General features: G+C 70.7%; 12 protein-coding genes. 7 read left to right on the forward strand and 5 right to left on the reverse strand.

Translation table 11 applies throughout. The features are described 5' to 3' along the window. Positions 1 to 63: 63 nt before the first annotated feature. Positions 64 to 1056 carry an acetylxylan esterase gene (locus M1203_RS03460; RefSeq protein WP_249947988.1) on the reverse strand — a complete coding sequence of 331 codons (993 nt, stop codon included), beginning with the start codon at positions 1054 to 1056 and terminating at the stop codon, positions 64 to 66. A 326-nt stretch (positions 1057 to 1382) separates the two neighbouring features. Between M1203_RS03460 and M1203_RS03465 the strand changes: the two genes are divergently transcribed. The 5 genes from M1203_RS03465 to M1203_RS03485 all read left to right on the forward strand — a co-directional run bounded on the left by M1203_RS03465 (position 1383) and on the right by M1203_RS03485 (position 8132). Beyond that, the gene (locus tag M1203_RS03465; RefSeq protein WP_249947989.1) at positions 1383 to 2627 is read left to right on the forward strand and encodes a sugar ABC transporter substrate-binding protein; all 1245 of its coding nucleotides are present in this window, start codon (positions 1383 to 1385) and stop codon (positions 2625 to 2627) included. A 5-nt stretch (positions 2628 to 2632) separates the two neighbouring features. Next, positions 2633 to 3607: a carbohydrate ABC transporter permease gene (locus tag M1203_RS03470; protein ID WP_249947990.1), complete on the forward strand. Its 975-nt coding sequence runs from the start codon at positions 2633 to 2635 to the stop codon at positions 3605 to 3607. After that, the gene (locus M1203_RS03475) at positions 3604 to 4482 is read left to right on the forward strand and encodes a carbohydrate ABC transporter permease (protein ID WP_249947991.1); all 879 of its coding nucleotides are present in this window, start codon (positions 3604 to 3606) and stop codon (positions 4480 to 4482) included. Before M1203_RS03470 ends, M1203_RS03475 begins: the two co-directional genes overlap by 4 nt. Before the next feature lie 137 nt (positions 4483 to 4619). Further along, a complete protein-coding gene (locus tag M1203_RS03480; protein WP_249947992.1) occupies positions 4620 to 6467 on the forward strand; it encodes a glycoside hydrolase in 1848 nt (615 codons plus the stop codon). A gap of 156 nt (positions 6468 to 6623) precedes the next feature. Then, positions 6624 to 8132, forward strand: a complete 1509-nt coding sequence (locus M1203_RS03485; RefSeq protein ID WP_249947993.1) for a glucoamylase family protein — start codon at positions 6624 to 6626, stop codon at positions 8130 to 8132. Positions 8133 to 8156: 24 nt separating this feature from the next. Here the strand turns inward: M1203_RS03485 and M1203_RS03490 are convergent, their stop codons facing one another. Beyond that, positions 8157 to 9239 (reverse strand): hypothetical protein, encoded by a 1083-nt coding sequence (locus tag M1203_RS03490; protein ID WP_374401721.1) that lies wholly within the window; start codon positions 9237 to 9239, stop codon positions 8157 to 8159. A gap of 218 nt (positions 9240 to 9457) precedes the next feature. Here M1203_RS03490 and M1203_RS03495 point away from each other — a divergent pair, with 218 nt between their 5' ends. Together M1203_RS03495 and M1203_RS03500 are read left to right on the forward strand one after the other, a co-directional pair. Then, positions 9458 to 11515 (forward strand): TPM domain-containing protein, encoded by a 2058-nt coding sequence (locus M1203_RS03495; RefSeq protein ID WP_249948496.1) that lies wholly within the window; start codon positions 9458 to 9460, stop codon positions 11513 to 11515. A gap of 96 nt (positions 11516 to 11611) precedes the next feature. Continuing rightward, positions 11612 to 12322 carry a PspA/IM30 family protein gene (locus tag M1203_RS03500; RefSeq protein ID WP_249947994.1) on the forward strand — a complete coding sequence of 237 codons (711 nt, stop codon included), beginning with the start codon at positions 11612 to 11614 and terminating at the stop codon, positions 12320 to 12322. 72 nt (positions 12323 to 12394) lie between these two features. Here M1203_RS03500 and M1203_RS03505 read toward each other — a convergent pair whose 3' ends face one another. The 3 genes from M1203_RS03505 to M1203_RS03515 form a co-directional block, all read right to left on the reverse strand. Next, the gene (locus M1203_RS03505; RefSeq protein WP_249947995.1) at positions 12395 to 14959 is read right to left on the reverse strand and encodes a SpoIIE family protein phosphatase; all 2565 of its coding nucleotides are present in this window, start codon (positions 14957 to 14959) and stop codon (positions 12395 to 12397) included. Positions 14960 to 15106: 147 nt separating this feature from the next. After that, positions 15107 to 15577, reverse strand: a complete 471-nt coding sequence (locus M1203_RS03510; protein ID WP_249947996.1) for an ATP-binding protein — start codon at positions 15575 to 15577, stop codon at positions 15107 to 15109. A gap of 237 nt (positions 15578 to 15814) precedes the next feature. Continuing rightward, positions 15815 to 16252: a (deoxy)nucleoside triphosphate pyrophosphohydrolase gene (locus tag M1203_RS03515; RefSeq protein WP_249947997.1), complete on the reverse strand. Its 438-nt coding sequence runs from the start codon at positions 16250 to 16252 to the stop codon at positions 15815 to 15817. Positions 16253 to 16254 lie beyond the last annotated feature (2 nt).

The following is a 16254-nucleotide window of genomic DNA, read 5'->3' on the forward strand; positions in this document are numbered from 1 at the left end:
AACCGCGAAACTGAAACCTAGGGGCGGCCCCCACCCGTATCCAGACGTCCCGGCCCACCCCGACTACCCCCCGCCCCCCAACCTCTCCCCAAAGAAGCGCCCATCCGCCGCCCTCAGCTCCCCCTCCTCCCGCTCGCTCCCCCCGTGCTCGAAGTGGCCGGCCGTCAGAACACGCAGTTCGCGCGGCCCGGCGAGCGCGTTGTATACGGCGAACTGGCCCGGCGGCGGGACCGCCGGGTCGAACAGGGCCGGTGCGACCATCATCGGGATCCCGATCCGGCTCGCGGCCGTGGCGGCGTCGAAGTACGGGAGTACGTCCGTGATCCCGGGGTGATCGCGGTAGTGGACGCGTACCGCCTCCCCGCTCCCGACGCCAGGCAGCGTCAGCCGCAGCGGGTGGTTGCCGAAGGTCGGTACCGTCAGCCGGCCACAGACGAAGCGGTCGTCCCAGGGCAGTGCCAGTGCGCCGAGGCCGCCGCCGAAGCTCTCGCCCGCGTATCCCAGCCGGGCGCCCCGTGGCGTCACCAGTTCCGGTACCAGTTCGAGCAGCGCGGACGCGGCGCACCACAGGTCGGCGACGCAGTCGCCGATGACATAGGTGTCACGGGACTCGATGCCGTGCAGCACATGGCGGTCCGCGTCGTCAGGGAGGGCGGGTCTGCGGCTGCGGGAGCCCAGTCCCCGTACGCAGGGCAGGATCGCCGCGCCGTCCGGCAGCGGAAGCGGCACATCCCGTCCGGCCTCCTGGCGTCCGCCATAGCCGTGGCCGATGACGAATCCGTGCCGTACCGGCCCTTCGGCGGGCAGGACGAGCCAGCCGCCGAGGCGCAGCCCGCCGACCGAGGTGAAGGACACCCCGAAGATCCGGAATCCGTCGCGCTCGTCCTCCTGGGGGCCCACCGCCGGCGCCGTCCCCACCCGTAGCGCCGCCTCGTAACGGTTCCGCCAGAACGTGTCGAATCCGTCCGGCGGGGCAGGAGCGGCGATGGTGAGCAGCTCATCAAGGGTCAGGCCGTAGGCCGGATCAAAGGGAAAGCCGTGTACGAACGCGGACATGATCGCGACAGTAGCTCACCGGGTATGCACCGGGCATGCACCGGACATGGGCCGGACATGCGCCGGACGCGTCCGGCCGGGCCTGAGCGGAATCCGTCACATCCGCTTTCGAAGCGTCATCGGCCCGGCTTAGCGTACGGAAACCGCACCCGGAGACGACACCCACGGCAACGCACTGCAACACACAGCCATCGCACGCACAGATGTCGCACATGTTGCACGAGTGTGACCAAGCCACCTCTTGCGGTTTTCCGAAGCGCGACGGCAGAGTGATGTATGCGCTTACAGGCAGCGCATACATCGGGGAGCTCAAGGAGGAGCCGTCCATGCACCGCACCGCCAGAACCGCCTCTGCCGCCACCGCGCTCGCGGTGGCATTCGGACTCACCGCGTGCGGAAGCTCGGGGGGTGAGGGCGTCGCCGCCGACAAGAAGCAGACGCTCACCGTCTGGGCCATGGGCGCCGAGGGCGAGAAGCTCGCCGACGTCGCCAAGGTGTACGAGAAGACCAACCCGCACATCACGGTCAAGGTCACCCCCATCAGCTGGGAGGTCGCGCACCAGAAGCTGGTCTCCGCGGCCGCCGCCGGCACCCTGCCCGATGTGACGCAGATGGGCGGCACGTACATGGGCGAGTTCGCCGAACTCGGCGTGCTGGAGCCTGTCGACACCGCCGCCTTCAAGAAGGAGGACTTCTTCCCCGCCTCCTGGAAGCAGGGAGAGGTGGGCGGCGAGGTGTACGGCGTCCCCTGGTACGTCGACACCCGCGTCCTCTACTACCGCACGGACCTCGCCAAGAAGACCGGCATCGGCAAGGCACCGGCCGACTGGCAGGAGTTGAAGCAGCTCGCCACCGCGTACCAGGACAAGGCCGGTACGGAGTGGGGCCTCTATCTCCAGCCCAGCGGCCTGGACACCGTACAGAGCTGGTACCCCTTCCTGTACTCGGCCGGCGGCGAGATCGTGTCCGAGGACGGCAAGGCGGTCTTCAACAGTCCCGAATCCGTCAGGGCCATGACGGAGTACGCCTCGTACTTCGACAAGGGGCTCACCAAGAAGAGCACTCCGCCCGGCTACGAGGTGCTCAAGGACTTCAACTCCGGTGATGTGCCGATGTTCTTCTCCGGCCCCTGGATCATGACCCTGATCAATGACGACTACCCCGACCTCAAGGGCAAGTGGGGCGTCGCGAAGGTCCCCGGTGACAAGGCGTCCGTCTCCATGGCGGGCGGCTCCAGCCTGGTCGTCTCCAAGGACAGCACGCGCAAGGCCGCGGCCACGGAATTCATCAAGTACCTCACCGGCACCGAGGGCCAGAAGGACTGGTTCACCCGCACCAGCGATCTGCCCGCCAACACCAGCGCCTGGGACTCCGGCAAGCTCTCCGACGACCCGGGGCTCCAGGTCTTCCGTGAGCAGATGGAGTCCGCCAAGGGCACGCCGGTGCTCGCCAAATGGAGCGAGATCACCTCGAAGGTCGACGAGGCCCTCGGCGCGGTGACCCAGAACAAGTCCTCCGCCAAAGAGGCCGCCGACAAGGCGCAGTCCGAAATCGAAGGGCTCGTGGAGTAACCGCCATGAGCACCACGACCGAATCCGCCGCGGACGCCGCCCCGGCACCGGCCGGGGCCAGTCCACCGACGAGCGGCGCGAAGGGCCGTGAGCCGCGCCCCCTGGGGGTGCAGAATCTGGCCGGGTGGCTGTTCTCCACCCCCTTCCTGGTGCTGTTCACGGTCTTCATGGCCTTCCCGATCATCGCCACGCTCGCCATGAGCTTCACCGACTTCGGGCTGCGCAATGTGACCGACCCGCTCTCCGCGGAGTTCATCGGTTTCGAGAACTACACCAAGCTCTTCGGTGACGAGAAGTTCCTCAAGGCGCTCTTCAACACGGCGTACTTCGTGGTCGTCGGCGTACCGCTCACCATCGGTGCGGGCCTCGCCGCCGCCGTCTTGCTGAACAGCGGGATCGACCGGGCGCGCACCTTGTTCCGGGTCGGTTTCTATGCCCCGGTGGTGACCAGCATCGTCGCCGTCGCCGTCGTCTGGACCTTCGTCCTCGATCCGTCCGAAGGGCTGATCGCGGGCCTGGCCTCCGAAGTCGGCCTCACCACCCCCGACTTCCTCGGCTCCGAGGCGCTGGCCATGCCGTCGCTGATCCTGATGGCGGTGTGGCGCAATCTCGGCACGGTCATGGTGCTCTTCATCGCGGGGCTCCAGGCCATTCCCAGCGAGGTGCGGGAAGCGGCGCGGCTGGACGGCGCCGGTGCCTGGCAGGAGTTCCGCCGGATCACCGTGCCGCTGGTGCGGCCCACGATGCTGTACGCCACGGTCATCACCACGATCGGCTATCTCAATGTCTTCGAGGAGCCGTTCGTGATGACCGAGGGCGGCCCCTCGAACAGCACCCTCACCGTTTCCCTGAACATGTATCGCGAAGGCTTCAACTTCTTCCACATGGGCTACGCGAGCGCCATGGCGTATGTGCTCTTCCTCGTGATCATGGGCATTACCGTGCTCCAGCTCCGTCTGCTGAAGGACAACACGAAATGAGCGCCGCAGAGACTTCGACCCGGCAGGCCGCACCGCGTGAGAGCGGGCGCACCGGTCGGCGCGGGAAAGCCGGGGTGTACGTTCTGCTCTCGCTCGGGCTGCTGGTCATGTCGGCGCCGTTCCTCTGGATGGCGCTGTCCGCCTTCAAGACCGACCGCGAGCTGGCGGCCAGCCCACCGGTGTGGCTCCCCACGGATTGGACTCTGGAGCACTTCTCGCGGCTGCTCGACCGGCTCGATCTGCCGGTCCATTTCTTCAACTCCGCACTGGTCGCCGTGCTGGTGACGGTCTCCAATCTGGTGTTCTGCTCGATGCTGGGCTACGCGCTGGCCAAGCTCCGGTTCGCCGGGCGGAACAAGGTGTTCGCGCTGGTGCTCGGCGCGCTCATGGTGCCCGGCAATCTGATGCTGCTGCCGCTCTTCGTCCTGATGAGCAAGTTGCAACTGATCGACTCGTACGCGGGTCTGGTGCTGCCGTTCGCCGCCGGGGCCTTCGGGGTCTTCCTGATGCGGCAGTTCATGCAGTCGATCCCGGACGAGCTGCTGGAAGCGGCCCGGATGGACGGCGCCGGTGAGTGGTACATCTTCTGGCGGATCGTGATGCCGCTGGTCAAACCCGCCCTCGCGACGCTCGCGATCCTCACCTTCCTGGGCTCCTGGAACAACTTCGTCTGGCCGCTGATCGCCACCAACGACCCCGGCAAATACACCCTCCCGGTGGCGCTGGCGACCTTTGCCACCGACCCCAATCAGTCGGAGGGCTCCAACGGCATGCTGATGGCCGGCTCCTTGCTCATCGTGCTGCCGGTGCTGCTCGTCTTCCTCGTACTCCAGCGGTACTTCACCCAGGGCATCGCCACGGCCGGCCTCAAATAGCGGCCCGCCCCTCAGCGACCCGCTCCCTCAGCGGCCCGCTCCCGCAACCGCCCGCCCCCTCAGCGACCCGCTCCTGCCTGTGTCTCCACGCGCTTCTGTAGCTCCGCACCCCCCTCCAAGAAAAGGTTTGTACTTCCATGACCGAAAAGTCCGCCGCTCGCGCCGACTGGGAGTCGCGCATCGGGAAGCCCAGTGACCGGCGGCTCGCCGGCATCGGGAAGCTTCCCGCTCCCGCCGGTCTGTCCGCCGAGGACGGCACCGGCCATGTGCTGCTGACCTGGCGGCCGGTGCCCGGCGCGCTCGGCTATCTGGTGCATCGCGCCGACTCCGCCGAGGGCCCCTTCGAGCCGCTCGACCACCTCGGCGGCGATGTGCTCGCCGTACCGCACCCGCCGTACGCGGACACGCTGGCCCAGCCGGGCCGCGGCTACTTCTACAAGGTCGCCACCTGGTCGGACACCGGTGCCGGCGCGCTGTCCGAGGCCGTGCCCGGCTCCCCGAGGGCGGCCGGCTCGCGCCCCGCCGAGGTCACGGTCGCCGTGGACGCCGCCGCCCCCGCCACCGAACTGCCCGGCGTCTGGAACCGGATGATCGGTGCCGAGCACTTCTCGCTGCTGACCTGGGACAAGCCGGGCGCGGGCGGCTCCGATGTCGCGGGAGAGTACGCCGAGGCGCTGGCCATCGTCCGCGACGAGATCGGCGTACGTTCCGTCCGCGCGCACGGCACCTTCCTGCCCGAGACCGTGACCGTACGAGGCGACGGCTCCTTCGACTTCTCCGGCCTCGACGCCGTCTACGACCGCTTCCTGGCCACCGGTCTCAAGCCGGTCGTCGAGCTCTCCTTCATGCCGAGGGAACTCGCCTCCGACCCGCACTACACGGTCTTCGACTACAAGGCCCTGGTCTCCACCCCCGCCCAGTGGGAGCGCTGGGGCGATCTCTGCCGCGAGCTGACGGTCCACCTCCAGGAGCGGTACGGCCGCGACACCGTCGCCGGCTGGGAGTTCGAGGTCTGGAACGAGGCCAACCTGGCGGTGTTCTGGAACGGCACCCAGGACGACTACCACCGGCTCTACGAGGTCGCCGTACGCGCCGTGAAGGGGGTGGACGACCGGATCAAGGTCGGCGGGCCCTCCTCCGCCGCGGCCGGCTGGGTCGGCGCGCTGCTGGAGTACTGCCAGGAGCACGATGTCCCCGTCGACTTCGTCTCCACCCACACCTACGGCAACGCCCCGCTGGACTTCCGTCCGATGACCCGCGCCTTCGCCGAGGCGACCGGCAGGCCCGAGCCGGAGATCCTGTGGACGGAGTGGGGCGTCACACCCACGCACTTCCATCGCGTCAGCGACTCCGTCTTCGCCGCGCCGTTCGTGCTGCGCGGGATGAAGAGCGCGCTGTCGTCCACCGACTGTCTCTCCTACTGGGTGGCCTCCGACCAGTTCGAGGAGCTGGGCTGGCCTCCCCGGCTCTTCCACGGCGGTTTCGGGCTGCTGACGGTCGGCAATCTGCGCAAGCCGCGCTTCTGGGCGCTCTATCTCCTCTCCCAGCTCACCGGCGGCCGGATCCCCGCCGCCGTCAGCGGTGACGGCGCGGCGGCGCTCGTCGAAGCGCTCGCCACCCGCGCCGAGGACCGCTCCACCGTGGACGTCCTGCTCTGGAACGGCACCCTCGACCAGTCCAAGATCGACGGCGCCGCCGTGCTCGACCGCGCCGCGACCGTCCGAGTCAGCGGGCTCGAACCGGGCGCGCTCTACACCGTCGCCTCGCGCCGGGTCGATGAGCGGCACGCCAATATCCAGGCCGTCTGGAAGGACCTCGGCGGCGGGGACTGGCCCGACGACCAGCAGTGGCAGAAGCTGCGCGCCGCCGACGAGCTGCCCGCCGAGGGGCTGGCGCCCGTGACCGCGGACGCCGAAGGCACCGCCGAGCTGACCGTCGAGCTGCCCAACCCCGGCATCCGCTTCCTGCGCCTCACCCGCGGCTGATTCCCCCTTCCCGCCGCCCGAGACCCGGGGGCCGACGGCACCTGACCGCCGTCGGCCCCCGTACGCACCACCACCGCGACTCCGGACCCTCAACTCCGGATCCGCGACTCCAGGAACACCCACAACTCCACACCCGCCAACAGGAGCTGGACTCTTATGGACCGTCGCACGTTTCTCGCCGCAGCGGGAACCGGGGCCGCCGCTCTGTCCCTCGGAGCCGTATCCACACCCGCCCTCGCCGCACCCGCACCCGCCGCACCCGCCGCCCTCGCCCGACCGGGAAGCGCCGCGCGCTCCTCCGACCTGCCGCTGCTGCGCCGCTGGTTCGAGGACACGTACCGCTCGATCGAGGCCATGACGACCGACTTCGGTCTCACCGCCGACAAGATCGACATCTCCGGGCCCGGTACGCCCGTCCCCTCGCGGAACACCTCACCGACCAATATCGGCTGCGGCCTGTGGTCCACCGTCGCCGCCGCCGGCCTCGGTGTCATCGGCCGGGACACCATGTACCGCAGGCTGGCGCACACCGTCTCGGCGGTCGAGCGGCTCGAACGCCACCACGGCTTCTGGCTCAACTGGTACGACGCGTACGACGGTTCCGTCCTCACCAGCTGGCCGGGCACCGGCGATCCGGTCCGCCCCTTCCTCTCCTCCGTCGACAACGCCTGGCTCGTCACCGGACTGCGGATCGCCGCCGACGCGGAGCCGCGGCTGCGCGGCCGGGTCGCCGCGATCCTCGCGACGGCGGACTGGTCGTACTACTACACGCCGTACGACCCCGCCGACCCGGTGATGAACCCCGGCCAGCTCCGCGGCGGTTTCTGGACCGACACCGGTGAACCCACCGCGCATCACTACGGCGCCCTCAACACCGAGCCCCGCATGGCCAGTTACCTGGGCATCGCGGACGGCTCGCTCCCCGGCGACCACTACTGGCACATGCTGCGCACGATGATCCCCGAGCACGGCCAGGAGCAGCCGCCGGGCGGCGCGTACGAGACCATCGACGGTGTCCGCCTCTGGCAGGGCCACTACACCTACCGGGGCCGCAAGCTCGTCCCCACCTGGGGCGGTTCGATGTTCGAGGCGCTGATGGTGCCGCTCTTCGTGCCGGAGACCGAGTGGTCGCCGCGCTCCTGGGGCACCACCCATCACCGCTATGTGCGCTCGCAGATCGAACACGGGCTGGCGGAGGCCGGGTACGGCTACTGGGGCTTCTCCCCCTCCAATGTGCCCGAGGGCGGTTATCAGGAGTACGGCGTCGACGCGATCGGGATGCAGATCGACGGCTACGCCTCCAACACCGACCGCACCTTCGTCACCCACGGCGAGCCGCTGCCCCCGGCGTCCGCGTACACCAACGGGGTCGTCACGCCGCACGCGTCGTTCCTCGCGCTGCCGCAGGCGCGCGGGGAGGCCATCGCCAATCTGAAGGCGATCGCGGCCGACTTCGGCGCGTACGACGACCGTTACGGCTTCCGTGACTCCGTCAATGTGGGGACGGGCCGGGTCAGCGACTTCGTTCTCGCCCTCGACCAGGGCATGATCGCCGCCGCGCTCGCCCAGGAGCTGCGCCCGGGGCTGCTCCAGCGGCCGTTCCGCACGGGCGGATTCACCTCGCGGGTCCGGCCGCTGCTGGCGAAGGAGCGGTTCAGCATCTAGGCCAGTCTTACTCGCCGGCCTTGCTCACCGGTCCCGTCCAGACGTCCCCAGACGTCCCCACCCGTCGCGGTAGGACGTCCAGTCCTGCTCGGTCGCCGCGAAGTCCACATAGATCGCGACCCCGAAGCGGTCCCGGTCGCGGTCCGTGCGCCCCAGGCCCAGCCTGACGCCGCGGACCGCGGCCGCGACGGTCTCCGCGTGGCCGTGGTGGCTCAGGTCGTCCTCGTAGTAGAAGGGCAGCCCCATCAGCAGATCGGTGTCCTCCGGCGTGACTTCGAGGGCGAGCGTGGTCTGCTGCGCGACATAGCCGCCGTACAGGCTCTGCGACGGCATCGCCGTGTCGTACGACATGACGGCGATCTGGTCGACCCGCCGGGCCACCTGCGCGAAGAAGGCCTGCGACCACCATTTGGGGTGTCCGGTGAGGGCGTCCGCGACGGAGTGCAGCGCGGGCAGCGGATCGATCTGGTGGGCGGCGACGGAGAGCGGCACCTCCCGGGCCCGGGTGAGGGCGCGCAGGTCGTCCAGGAGCGAGAGATAGTCGCGGTCGCCCGAGTGCAGCGGCTCCAGATCGAAGTGGACGCCGTCGAAGCCCGCGTCCAGGATCTGGCCGGTGGAGTCCACCACCGCGGCGCGGGACGCCGCCCGCTCCAGACGCAGTCCGTCGGGGGTCTCGGTCGCGAGCTTGTCGCCCAGCCAGGCGTGCACACGTACGCCCGGGATCTCGCGGTGTACGGCGTCGATCAGCCATCGCGCCCGGGGGTAGCGGGCGGTGGGGAGGGTGCCGTCATGCTCCAGCGGCCCGGCGTGGACATACAGGTCGCGTATCCCGGTGCCGCGGATCCGCTCCGCGAAGGCGGCGAGATCCGCGTCCTTCTTCCGGCCGTCCACCCAGGCGTGGCCCAGCCAGATGGCGTCCTTGCCGCGGGTGCGGGTGCCGTCCTGGAGATCGCCCGCGTAGGTGAGGCGCAGCGCGACCGCGCCGGTGAGCGCCGGTATCACCAGCAGGACGGCGAGCGCCAGCGCTATCCGCTTGGGCCATCGCGCGCGGGGAGCGCGCCAGGCCCGTATCACTGTCCGTCCGAATCCACGCGGCTGTGCACTCAATGCGGTTCCCTCCCCCGTGTGCCCGGGACCGGCCGGTCATGGGCACGCCCAGGCTATGCGCCGGACGCCACTCGGTGACGGTGACGCCCCCCGTTCCGGGAGGCCGCCACGTCCGGTCGCGCCCGCTCTTGACGGGACATAACCTCCCAAATGTGACGCTACTCGTGAGCCGCCCCCGCACGCCCATAGCCGCCCGGATCCTTCTTGCCGCGCTGGTCATGGCGTGGTGGCTCGTCGTACCCACGGCTCAGCGGGCAGCCGCCGAGCAGCCGATCCCCCTCGACCGGCAGGGGCAGATCACCGACAAGGTGGGGGCGCTCGGCGGTCAGCGGACCGCCGTGAGCCGGGCGCTCGACCGGCTCTACAAAGACCAGCGGGTGCAGCTCTTCGTCGTGTACGTACGTGACTTCTCCGGGCACGCGCCACAGAGCTGGGCCGACACCACGGCCACCCGCAACGGCCTCGGGCGTGACGACCTGCTGCTGGCGGTCGCGACCCACGACCGGCAGTACGCCTACTCCGCGGACATCGACTCGCCCCTCACCAACGACCAGCTCGGCACGGTCGCGCGCACCGCCGTCGAGCCGGCGCTACGGCAGAACGACTGGTCGGCCGCGGCGATCGGCGCCGCCGACGGATTCAACGCCGTACTCGCGGGCCGGCCGGTGCCCACGCCCGCCATCACCCCCGGTGTGGCGGACCCGGGGGGCCCGGCGGCCGACGGTGGCGCGGCGACCAATCTCGTGCTGCCCGTCATCGTGGTGCTCGGGGCGGCGCTCATCGGGGCGTACTCCTTCGCCAAGCGCAAGCGGCGGATGGCGGCCCGTACGACACCGAGGGGCGGACGCCAGGGCTGGGGCTCCCCCGGCGGTACGGAGGAGCCCGCGCCGACCCCGCTGCCCGAGCTCGACAGCCGGGCGAAGCAGGTCCTCGTCGAGACGGACGACGCGCTGCGCACCAGCCAGGAGGAACTGGGCTTCGCGACGGCGCAGTTCGGCGAGGAGGCGGCGGCGCCGTTCACCGATGCCGTGGCCTTCGCGAAGGGGCAGCTGACGCTCGCCTTCCGGCTGCGCCAGCAACTCGACGACGCCTTCCCTGAGGACGATCCGACCCGGCGCCGGATGCTGGACGAGATCATCGCCCGCTGTGCGGAGGCCAACGACCGGCTGGACGCCGAGTCCGAGGGCTTCGACCGGCTCAGGGCGCTGGAACGGAACGCGCCGCAGGCCGTCGAGTCGGTCGGGGCCACCTTCCGCGAGCTGAACGGGCGGGTCGCGACGGCGCGGAGCACGCTCGCCACGATGCGCGAGCGGTACGCCGACTCGGCCTCCGCGCCCGTCGCGGACAGCGTCGCACAGGCCGAGGACCGGCTCGTCTTCGCGTCGACCGCTCTGGACGAGGCCCGCGCTCTCACCGGCGCGGGCGACAACGGCAAGGCGGCCGTGCATGTGCGGGCGGCGGAGGCCGCCGTCGGGCAGACGGCCACGCTCGTCGAGACGGTCGAACGGCGCGCGCAGGAGCTGAGCGAGGCGGCCGGTAAGCTCGCCGGCGCGCTGACGGAAATGGAGACGGACCTCGCCGACGCGCGCGGTCTGCTGAAGGGCACGACCCAGGGAACGTCCACGGCCGACCTCCAGGGCCGGATCAGCCGCGCCGAGGCGGTGGTCTCGGGCGTACGGCGCGAGCTGGACTCCGGACGGTACGACCCGATCGACGCGCTGCGCCGGGTCGAGGAGGCGGACGCGGTCCTCGACGAGGCGCTGACCGGCGCGCGCGAGCGCGAGGCGGGCAGCCGCCGGGCCGGCACGCTCCTCGATCAGGCGATGCTCACGGCACGTTCGGCGATCGGCGCCGCCGCCGACTACATCGGCACACATCGCGGGGCGGTCGGCAGCCAGGCACGTACCCGGCTGATGGAGGCGCAGCGACGGCTGGAACTGGCGCACGCCGCGTCGGTGTCGGGCGACGCGCAGGGCGCGCTGGCGGAGGCGCAGCAGGCGGACGCGCTGGCCCGGACGGCGCAGGACCTCGCCGAGCAGGACGTCCGGTCGTTCGGGAGCGGTTACGGCGGCGGCGGTGTCCAGGGAACGGGAGGCGGGCTCGGCGGCGCCGTGCTCGGCGGAATCCTCCTGGGCGGCCTGTTCGGCGGCGGAATCGGCAGAGGCGGGGGGTTCGGCGGGGGTTACCGGGGTGGGGGCTATCGGGGCGGCGGCGGACCCGGCAGCTTCGGCGGCGGGGGGACGCGCGGCCGGATGGGCGGCGGCGGCCGGTTCTGACCTCCTCGCCCTTCCCCGGATCACCTTCCTCCCGTCCTTCTCACAGAACTCCCCACACGTTTCCGCCCCACACATTTCCGCACAAGGAGAAGAGCCATGACCAAGCAGACCATCCTCGGCCGGGTCAGCCAGCTGGCGAAGGCCAATATCAACGCCCTGCTGGACCAGGCGGAGGATCCGCAGAAGCTGCTGGACCAGTTGATCCGCGACTACACCAACAACATCGCCGAGGCGGAGGAGGCGGTGGCCGGCACCATCGGCAATCTGCGCCTGCTGGAGCAGGACCACACCGAGGACGTGGCCGCGGGCCGGGAGTGGGGCGAGAAGGCGCTCGCGGCCAGCAAGAAGGCGGACGAGCTGCGCTCCGCGGGGCACAGCGCGGACGCGGACACCTTCGACAACCTCGCCAAGGTCGCGCTGGAGCGGCAGCTCCAGTCCGAGAAGGAGGCGAGGACAGCGGAGCCCGCCATCGCCTCCCAGACGGAGGTCGTGGACAAACTCAAGGTCGGCCTGGAGCGGATGAAGGTGAAGCTGAACGAGTTGACGGCGAAGCGCGACGAGCTGGTGGCACGGGCCAAGTCCGCCCAGGCGCAGAACCGGATGATGGACGCCGTCAAGAACGTCAACGTCCTCGACCCGACCAGCGAGCTCGGCCGGTTCGAGGACAAGGTGCGGCGCGAGGAGGCGAGGGCGATGGGCAAGCAGGAGCTCGCCGCCTCGTCGCTGGACGCCCAGTTCGAGCAGTTGGACAGCGTGGGCGACCGCGCGGAGGTCGAGGCGCGGCTGGCGGCGCTGAAGAGCGGCTGACGGCACGGGGGCCCGGGACGCTCTGTCCATGGCCCTCCGCCCGGGGGCGGGAACCCGTCCCCGGGCCCAGCGTCAGAACATGCTCAGCAGCTGCTCGACAGTCGGCTCGGCCGACGAGTCACCGTCGGGCAGGGCCAGTTCGAACCAGACCGTCTTGCCGCGCGGCGTCCGGCGCGACCCCCACGCCGCGCTCAGCAGCCCGACGAGTTGGAGGCCCCGGCCGCCCTCGTCGGTGTCGCGGGCCCGCCGCCGCCGCGGCTGCACCAGCCCCGCGTCCCACACCTCGCAGACGAGGGTGCGGTCGAGCAGCAGCCGCAGCCGGATCTCGCCCTCGCCGTAGCGCATGGCGTTGGTGACCAGCTCGCTGACGAGCAGTTCCACGGTGTCCACCAGCGGTTCGAGATCCCAGGCGAGCAGCTGGGTGCGGGCCAGTTCCCTGGCCCTGCCCACCGAGCGCGGCTCGCGGGGCAGCCGCCAGTCCCCGACCGCCTCGGCCGGCAGCCCCTGGATACGGGCCATCAGGAGGGCGATGTCGTCCTCGCCGTGCCGGGTGTCGAGCGTGTTCAGCACGTGGTCGCAGACGTCCTCCAGCGGACGGGACGGATGAGCGAGGGCCGCGCGGAAGGCGCCCAGGCCCTCGTCCAGGGGCTGGTCCCTGGACTCGACAAGACCGTCCGTGTAGAGCGCGAGCAGCGCGCCCTCCGTGACATCGACCTCCACCTGCTCGAACGGCTCACCGCCCACGCCGAGGGGCATCCCGGGCGGCACGTCCAGCATCAGCGCCTCCTCGCCCGGTTCGACCAGGACGGGGGGCAGATGACCGGCGTTGGCGAAGGTGCAGCGCCGGGTGACCGGGTCGTAGACGGCGTACACACAGGTGGCGAGATAGACCTCGGCGAGGTCCGCGTCGCGCGATTTGTGGGCGACGCGCGAGGCCTGCTGGGCGCCGCTGGGCGAGCCCAGTCCCCGGGCGATCTCGTCCAGCGCGGAGAGCACTTCGGCGGGCTCCAGATCGAGCAGCGCCAGCGTGCGCACGGCCGTGCGCAGCTCCCCCATGGCGACGGCGGCCCGCAGGCCGCGCCCCATGACGTCACCGACGACCAGCGCGGTGCGGTGGCCGGGCAGTTCGATGACGTCGAACCAGTCGCCGCCCACTTCCGTGGCCGTGTTGCCGGGCAGATAGCGGCAGGCGATGTCCAGCCCCGCGGCCTCCGGGTCACCGGGCGGGAGCAGGCTGCGCTGGAGGATCAGCGCGCGTTCGTGTTCCCGCCGGTAGAGGCGGGCGTTGTCGATACAGACGGCGGCGCGCGCGGCGAGTTCCACGGCGAGCGCCCGGTCCCGCTCGCCGAACGGCTCGCTGCCCTTCGTACGGGAGAACTGGACGAGCCCGATGACGCTGTCGTGGGCGACCATCGGTACGGCGAACGTGGACTGTACGAGACTGCCGGTCTCGCCGGGGATGGTCCCCACGCGGCCGGTGCGCAGCGCGTTCGCGCTGAGCGAGCTGAACGGGAACCGGTGGACGGCGCCGACCTCCGGCGGGACATATCCGTCGCCCTCGCCGCCCGGCCCGGTCAGCGGTACGTCGGAGACGGCGCTGGCGAAGGCGACCCGGCGCAACCGGGCACTGCTGCCGCCGGAGTCGGCCCGCGAGGAGCCCCAGCGTCCCGGCGGCGCCTCCTCGCCGGTGAGCAGGCTCTGGTAGAGGTCGACGGAGGCGAGGTCGCAGAAGCCGGGGACGGCCACGCCGAGCAGTTCGCGCGCGGTGGTCTCCAGATCCAGGGAGTTGCCGATCCGGGCGCTGGCCTCGTTGAGGATGGCGAGGTTGCGGCGGGCGCTCGCGGCCTCTCTGGCGGCTATATGACGGCGGGTGACATCGGTGCCGACCCCGGCGACCCCGATGGAGCGGCCGGAGCCGCTGTGGACGCGATAGAGGTTGACCGACCAGTGCCGGCGCTCCGCGTCCCCCGGCCGGGTGCCCACGATCTGGAGGTCGGTGACGGACTCTCCGGTCCTCAGGACGCGCTCCAGGGCGGCGGTCATCCGCTCGGCCTCGGGGCGGGAGAGATAGTCGTGGACCGTACGGCCGCGGTGGTCGGTGGTCCGGCCGCCGAAGACGGTGGCGAAGCGCTGGTTGGCGCGCAGCACCTTGAGCTGGGTGTCGAACAGCAGGAACCCAAAGGGAGATTGGCCGAAAATAGCCTGCGAGGAGGCGAGGTCGGTTTCGATCCGGCGCAGGGCTCTGACGTCGACGACGATACAGAGCGCGGCGCGTTCACCACGCTCCGTCTCGCTCGGCATCACATAGACCTCGGCGAGCCCGTCCTGTCCGTCCTGCCCGTCGATGCCGTTCACACGGAACGGGACGAGGCCGGTCCACTCCTTGCCGTCGAGGATCTCCTTGACCTTGCGATGCCCTCGCGACCGCTGGCCGGCGGGCATGAACACCTCGACCGGGTCACGGCCCCTGACCTCGTCGGCGGCTACCCCGAACAGCTCTGTTGCCCGATCGCTCCACTGGTCGACCAGCCCGTCCGGGCCGATCGAGAACGAAGCGACCTTGATGTAGTCATAGATCGAGCCAGGCGGACTGCTCTGCCATACGACGTCGCCCGCCGCCCCGGATATCTCGCTCACGCGACCGTCCCCTCCAGCTCACGCACCGGACCGGCCATGCCCGCAGTATTCAGCACTACGGCCCCAGCCGACACGGCGTTCACGATCACAGCACGGTCTCGTTCTTTTTGAGCCGAGTCCGCTGTGATCGTTCTCCCTTTCTGACTTCTAACCAGGGAGGGGCAGCTCGAACCACACGGTCTTACCAGTCTTCCCGCGACGCGTGCCCCAACGCCGGGCCGAGACGGCCAGAAGCTGGAGTCCCCGGCCCCCCTCGTCGTCGGGACCGGCGGGACGTTCGGTGGGGAGGTCGGGCAGCGGATCGGAGACCTCCACCAGCAGCGCGGCACGCTCCGTGACGGCGGCGGGCCCGGCGTCGTCGGGACCACCGGGGTCTCCCGGTCCCGGCTCGACCGGGCGGACGGCGACCAGGACGCCGATCGGCCCCGAGGTGTAGCGCAGGGAATTGGTCACCAGCTCGCTCACCAGCAGGACTGCCATGTCGCCGACCGACTGCGGCAGACGCCAGGCATGGAGCGTGTCACGGACGGCGTGGCGGGCGGCTCGTACGGCATTGAGTTCGGCAGGGAAGGACCATTCGGCGCATGCGCCACCCTCTGTGTCGATCAAGCCGATCACTTCCCCAGACCGACGGCAGACCCGCGTCCCTTTTAGGGGGGTTAATCAGCACATACCCGATATCCATCGCGGCTACCGTCACAGCCGCCGCCACAGGGGAGGTTCACCGGCACAAACGGACTACGCCCCCCGCGCATATGACGTACCGCTCGTCACACGGCCGCGCACTTCTCGCCCGCTTCTCACCCGCCTCTCACCGCTTCTCGGGCACTCTCCGCGCCCCGGTCCGCGACCAGTTCAGGAGGTCGGACGAGGCGGACGGGGCGTGCGGGGCGGCGCGGACGCGGCGGACAGCCGGCGGGCCGCCTCGGCCACGGCCGGCCGGTCCTGGTCGAGCCAGTCCACCGTATGGATCTCATCCGGTCCCAGCCAGCGGAGTTCGTCGTGGTCCTCCAGCGGCCGGGGCTCGCCGGAGAGCAGCCGGGCCGTCCATACCTGGAGAACATAGCCCGGCTTGAGCGGCCACTCACCGGGGATCCGGTCCACCGGCTCGGTCTCCACGCCCAGTTCTTCCCGCAACTCGCGGACCAGCGTCTGTTCGGGCACCTCGCCCGGCTCCAGCTTGCCGCCGGGGAGCTCCCACCGGCCCGCCAGCTCGGGGGGCGCGCTGCGCCGGGCCGCCAGCAGCCGCCCCCGGTCGCACACGGCGCCCGCCACCACTACACGATCACTCATGC

Origin of the sequence: Streptomyces sp. 35G-GA-8 (assembly GCF_023534745.1) — a bacterium.
GTDB lineage: Bacteria > Actinomycetota > Actinomycetes > Streptomycetales > Streptomycetaceae > Streptomyces.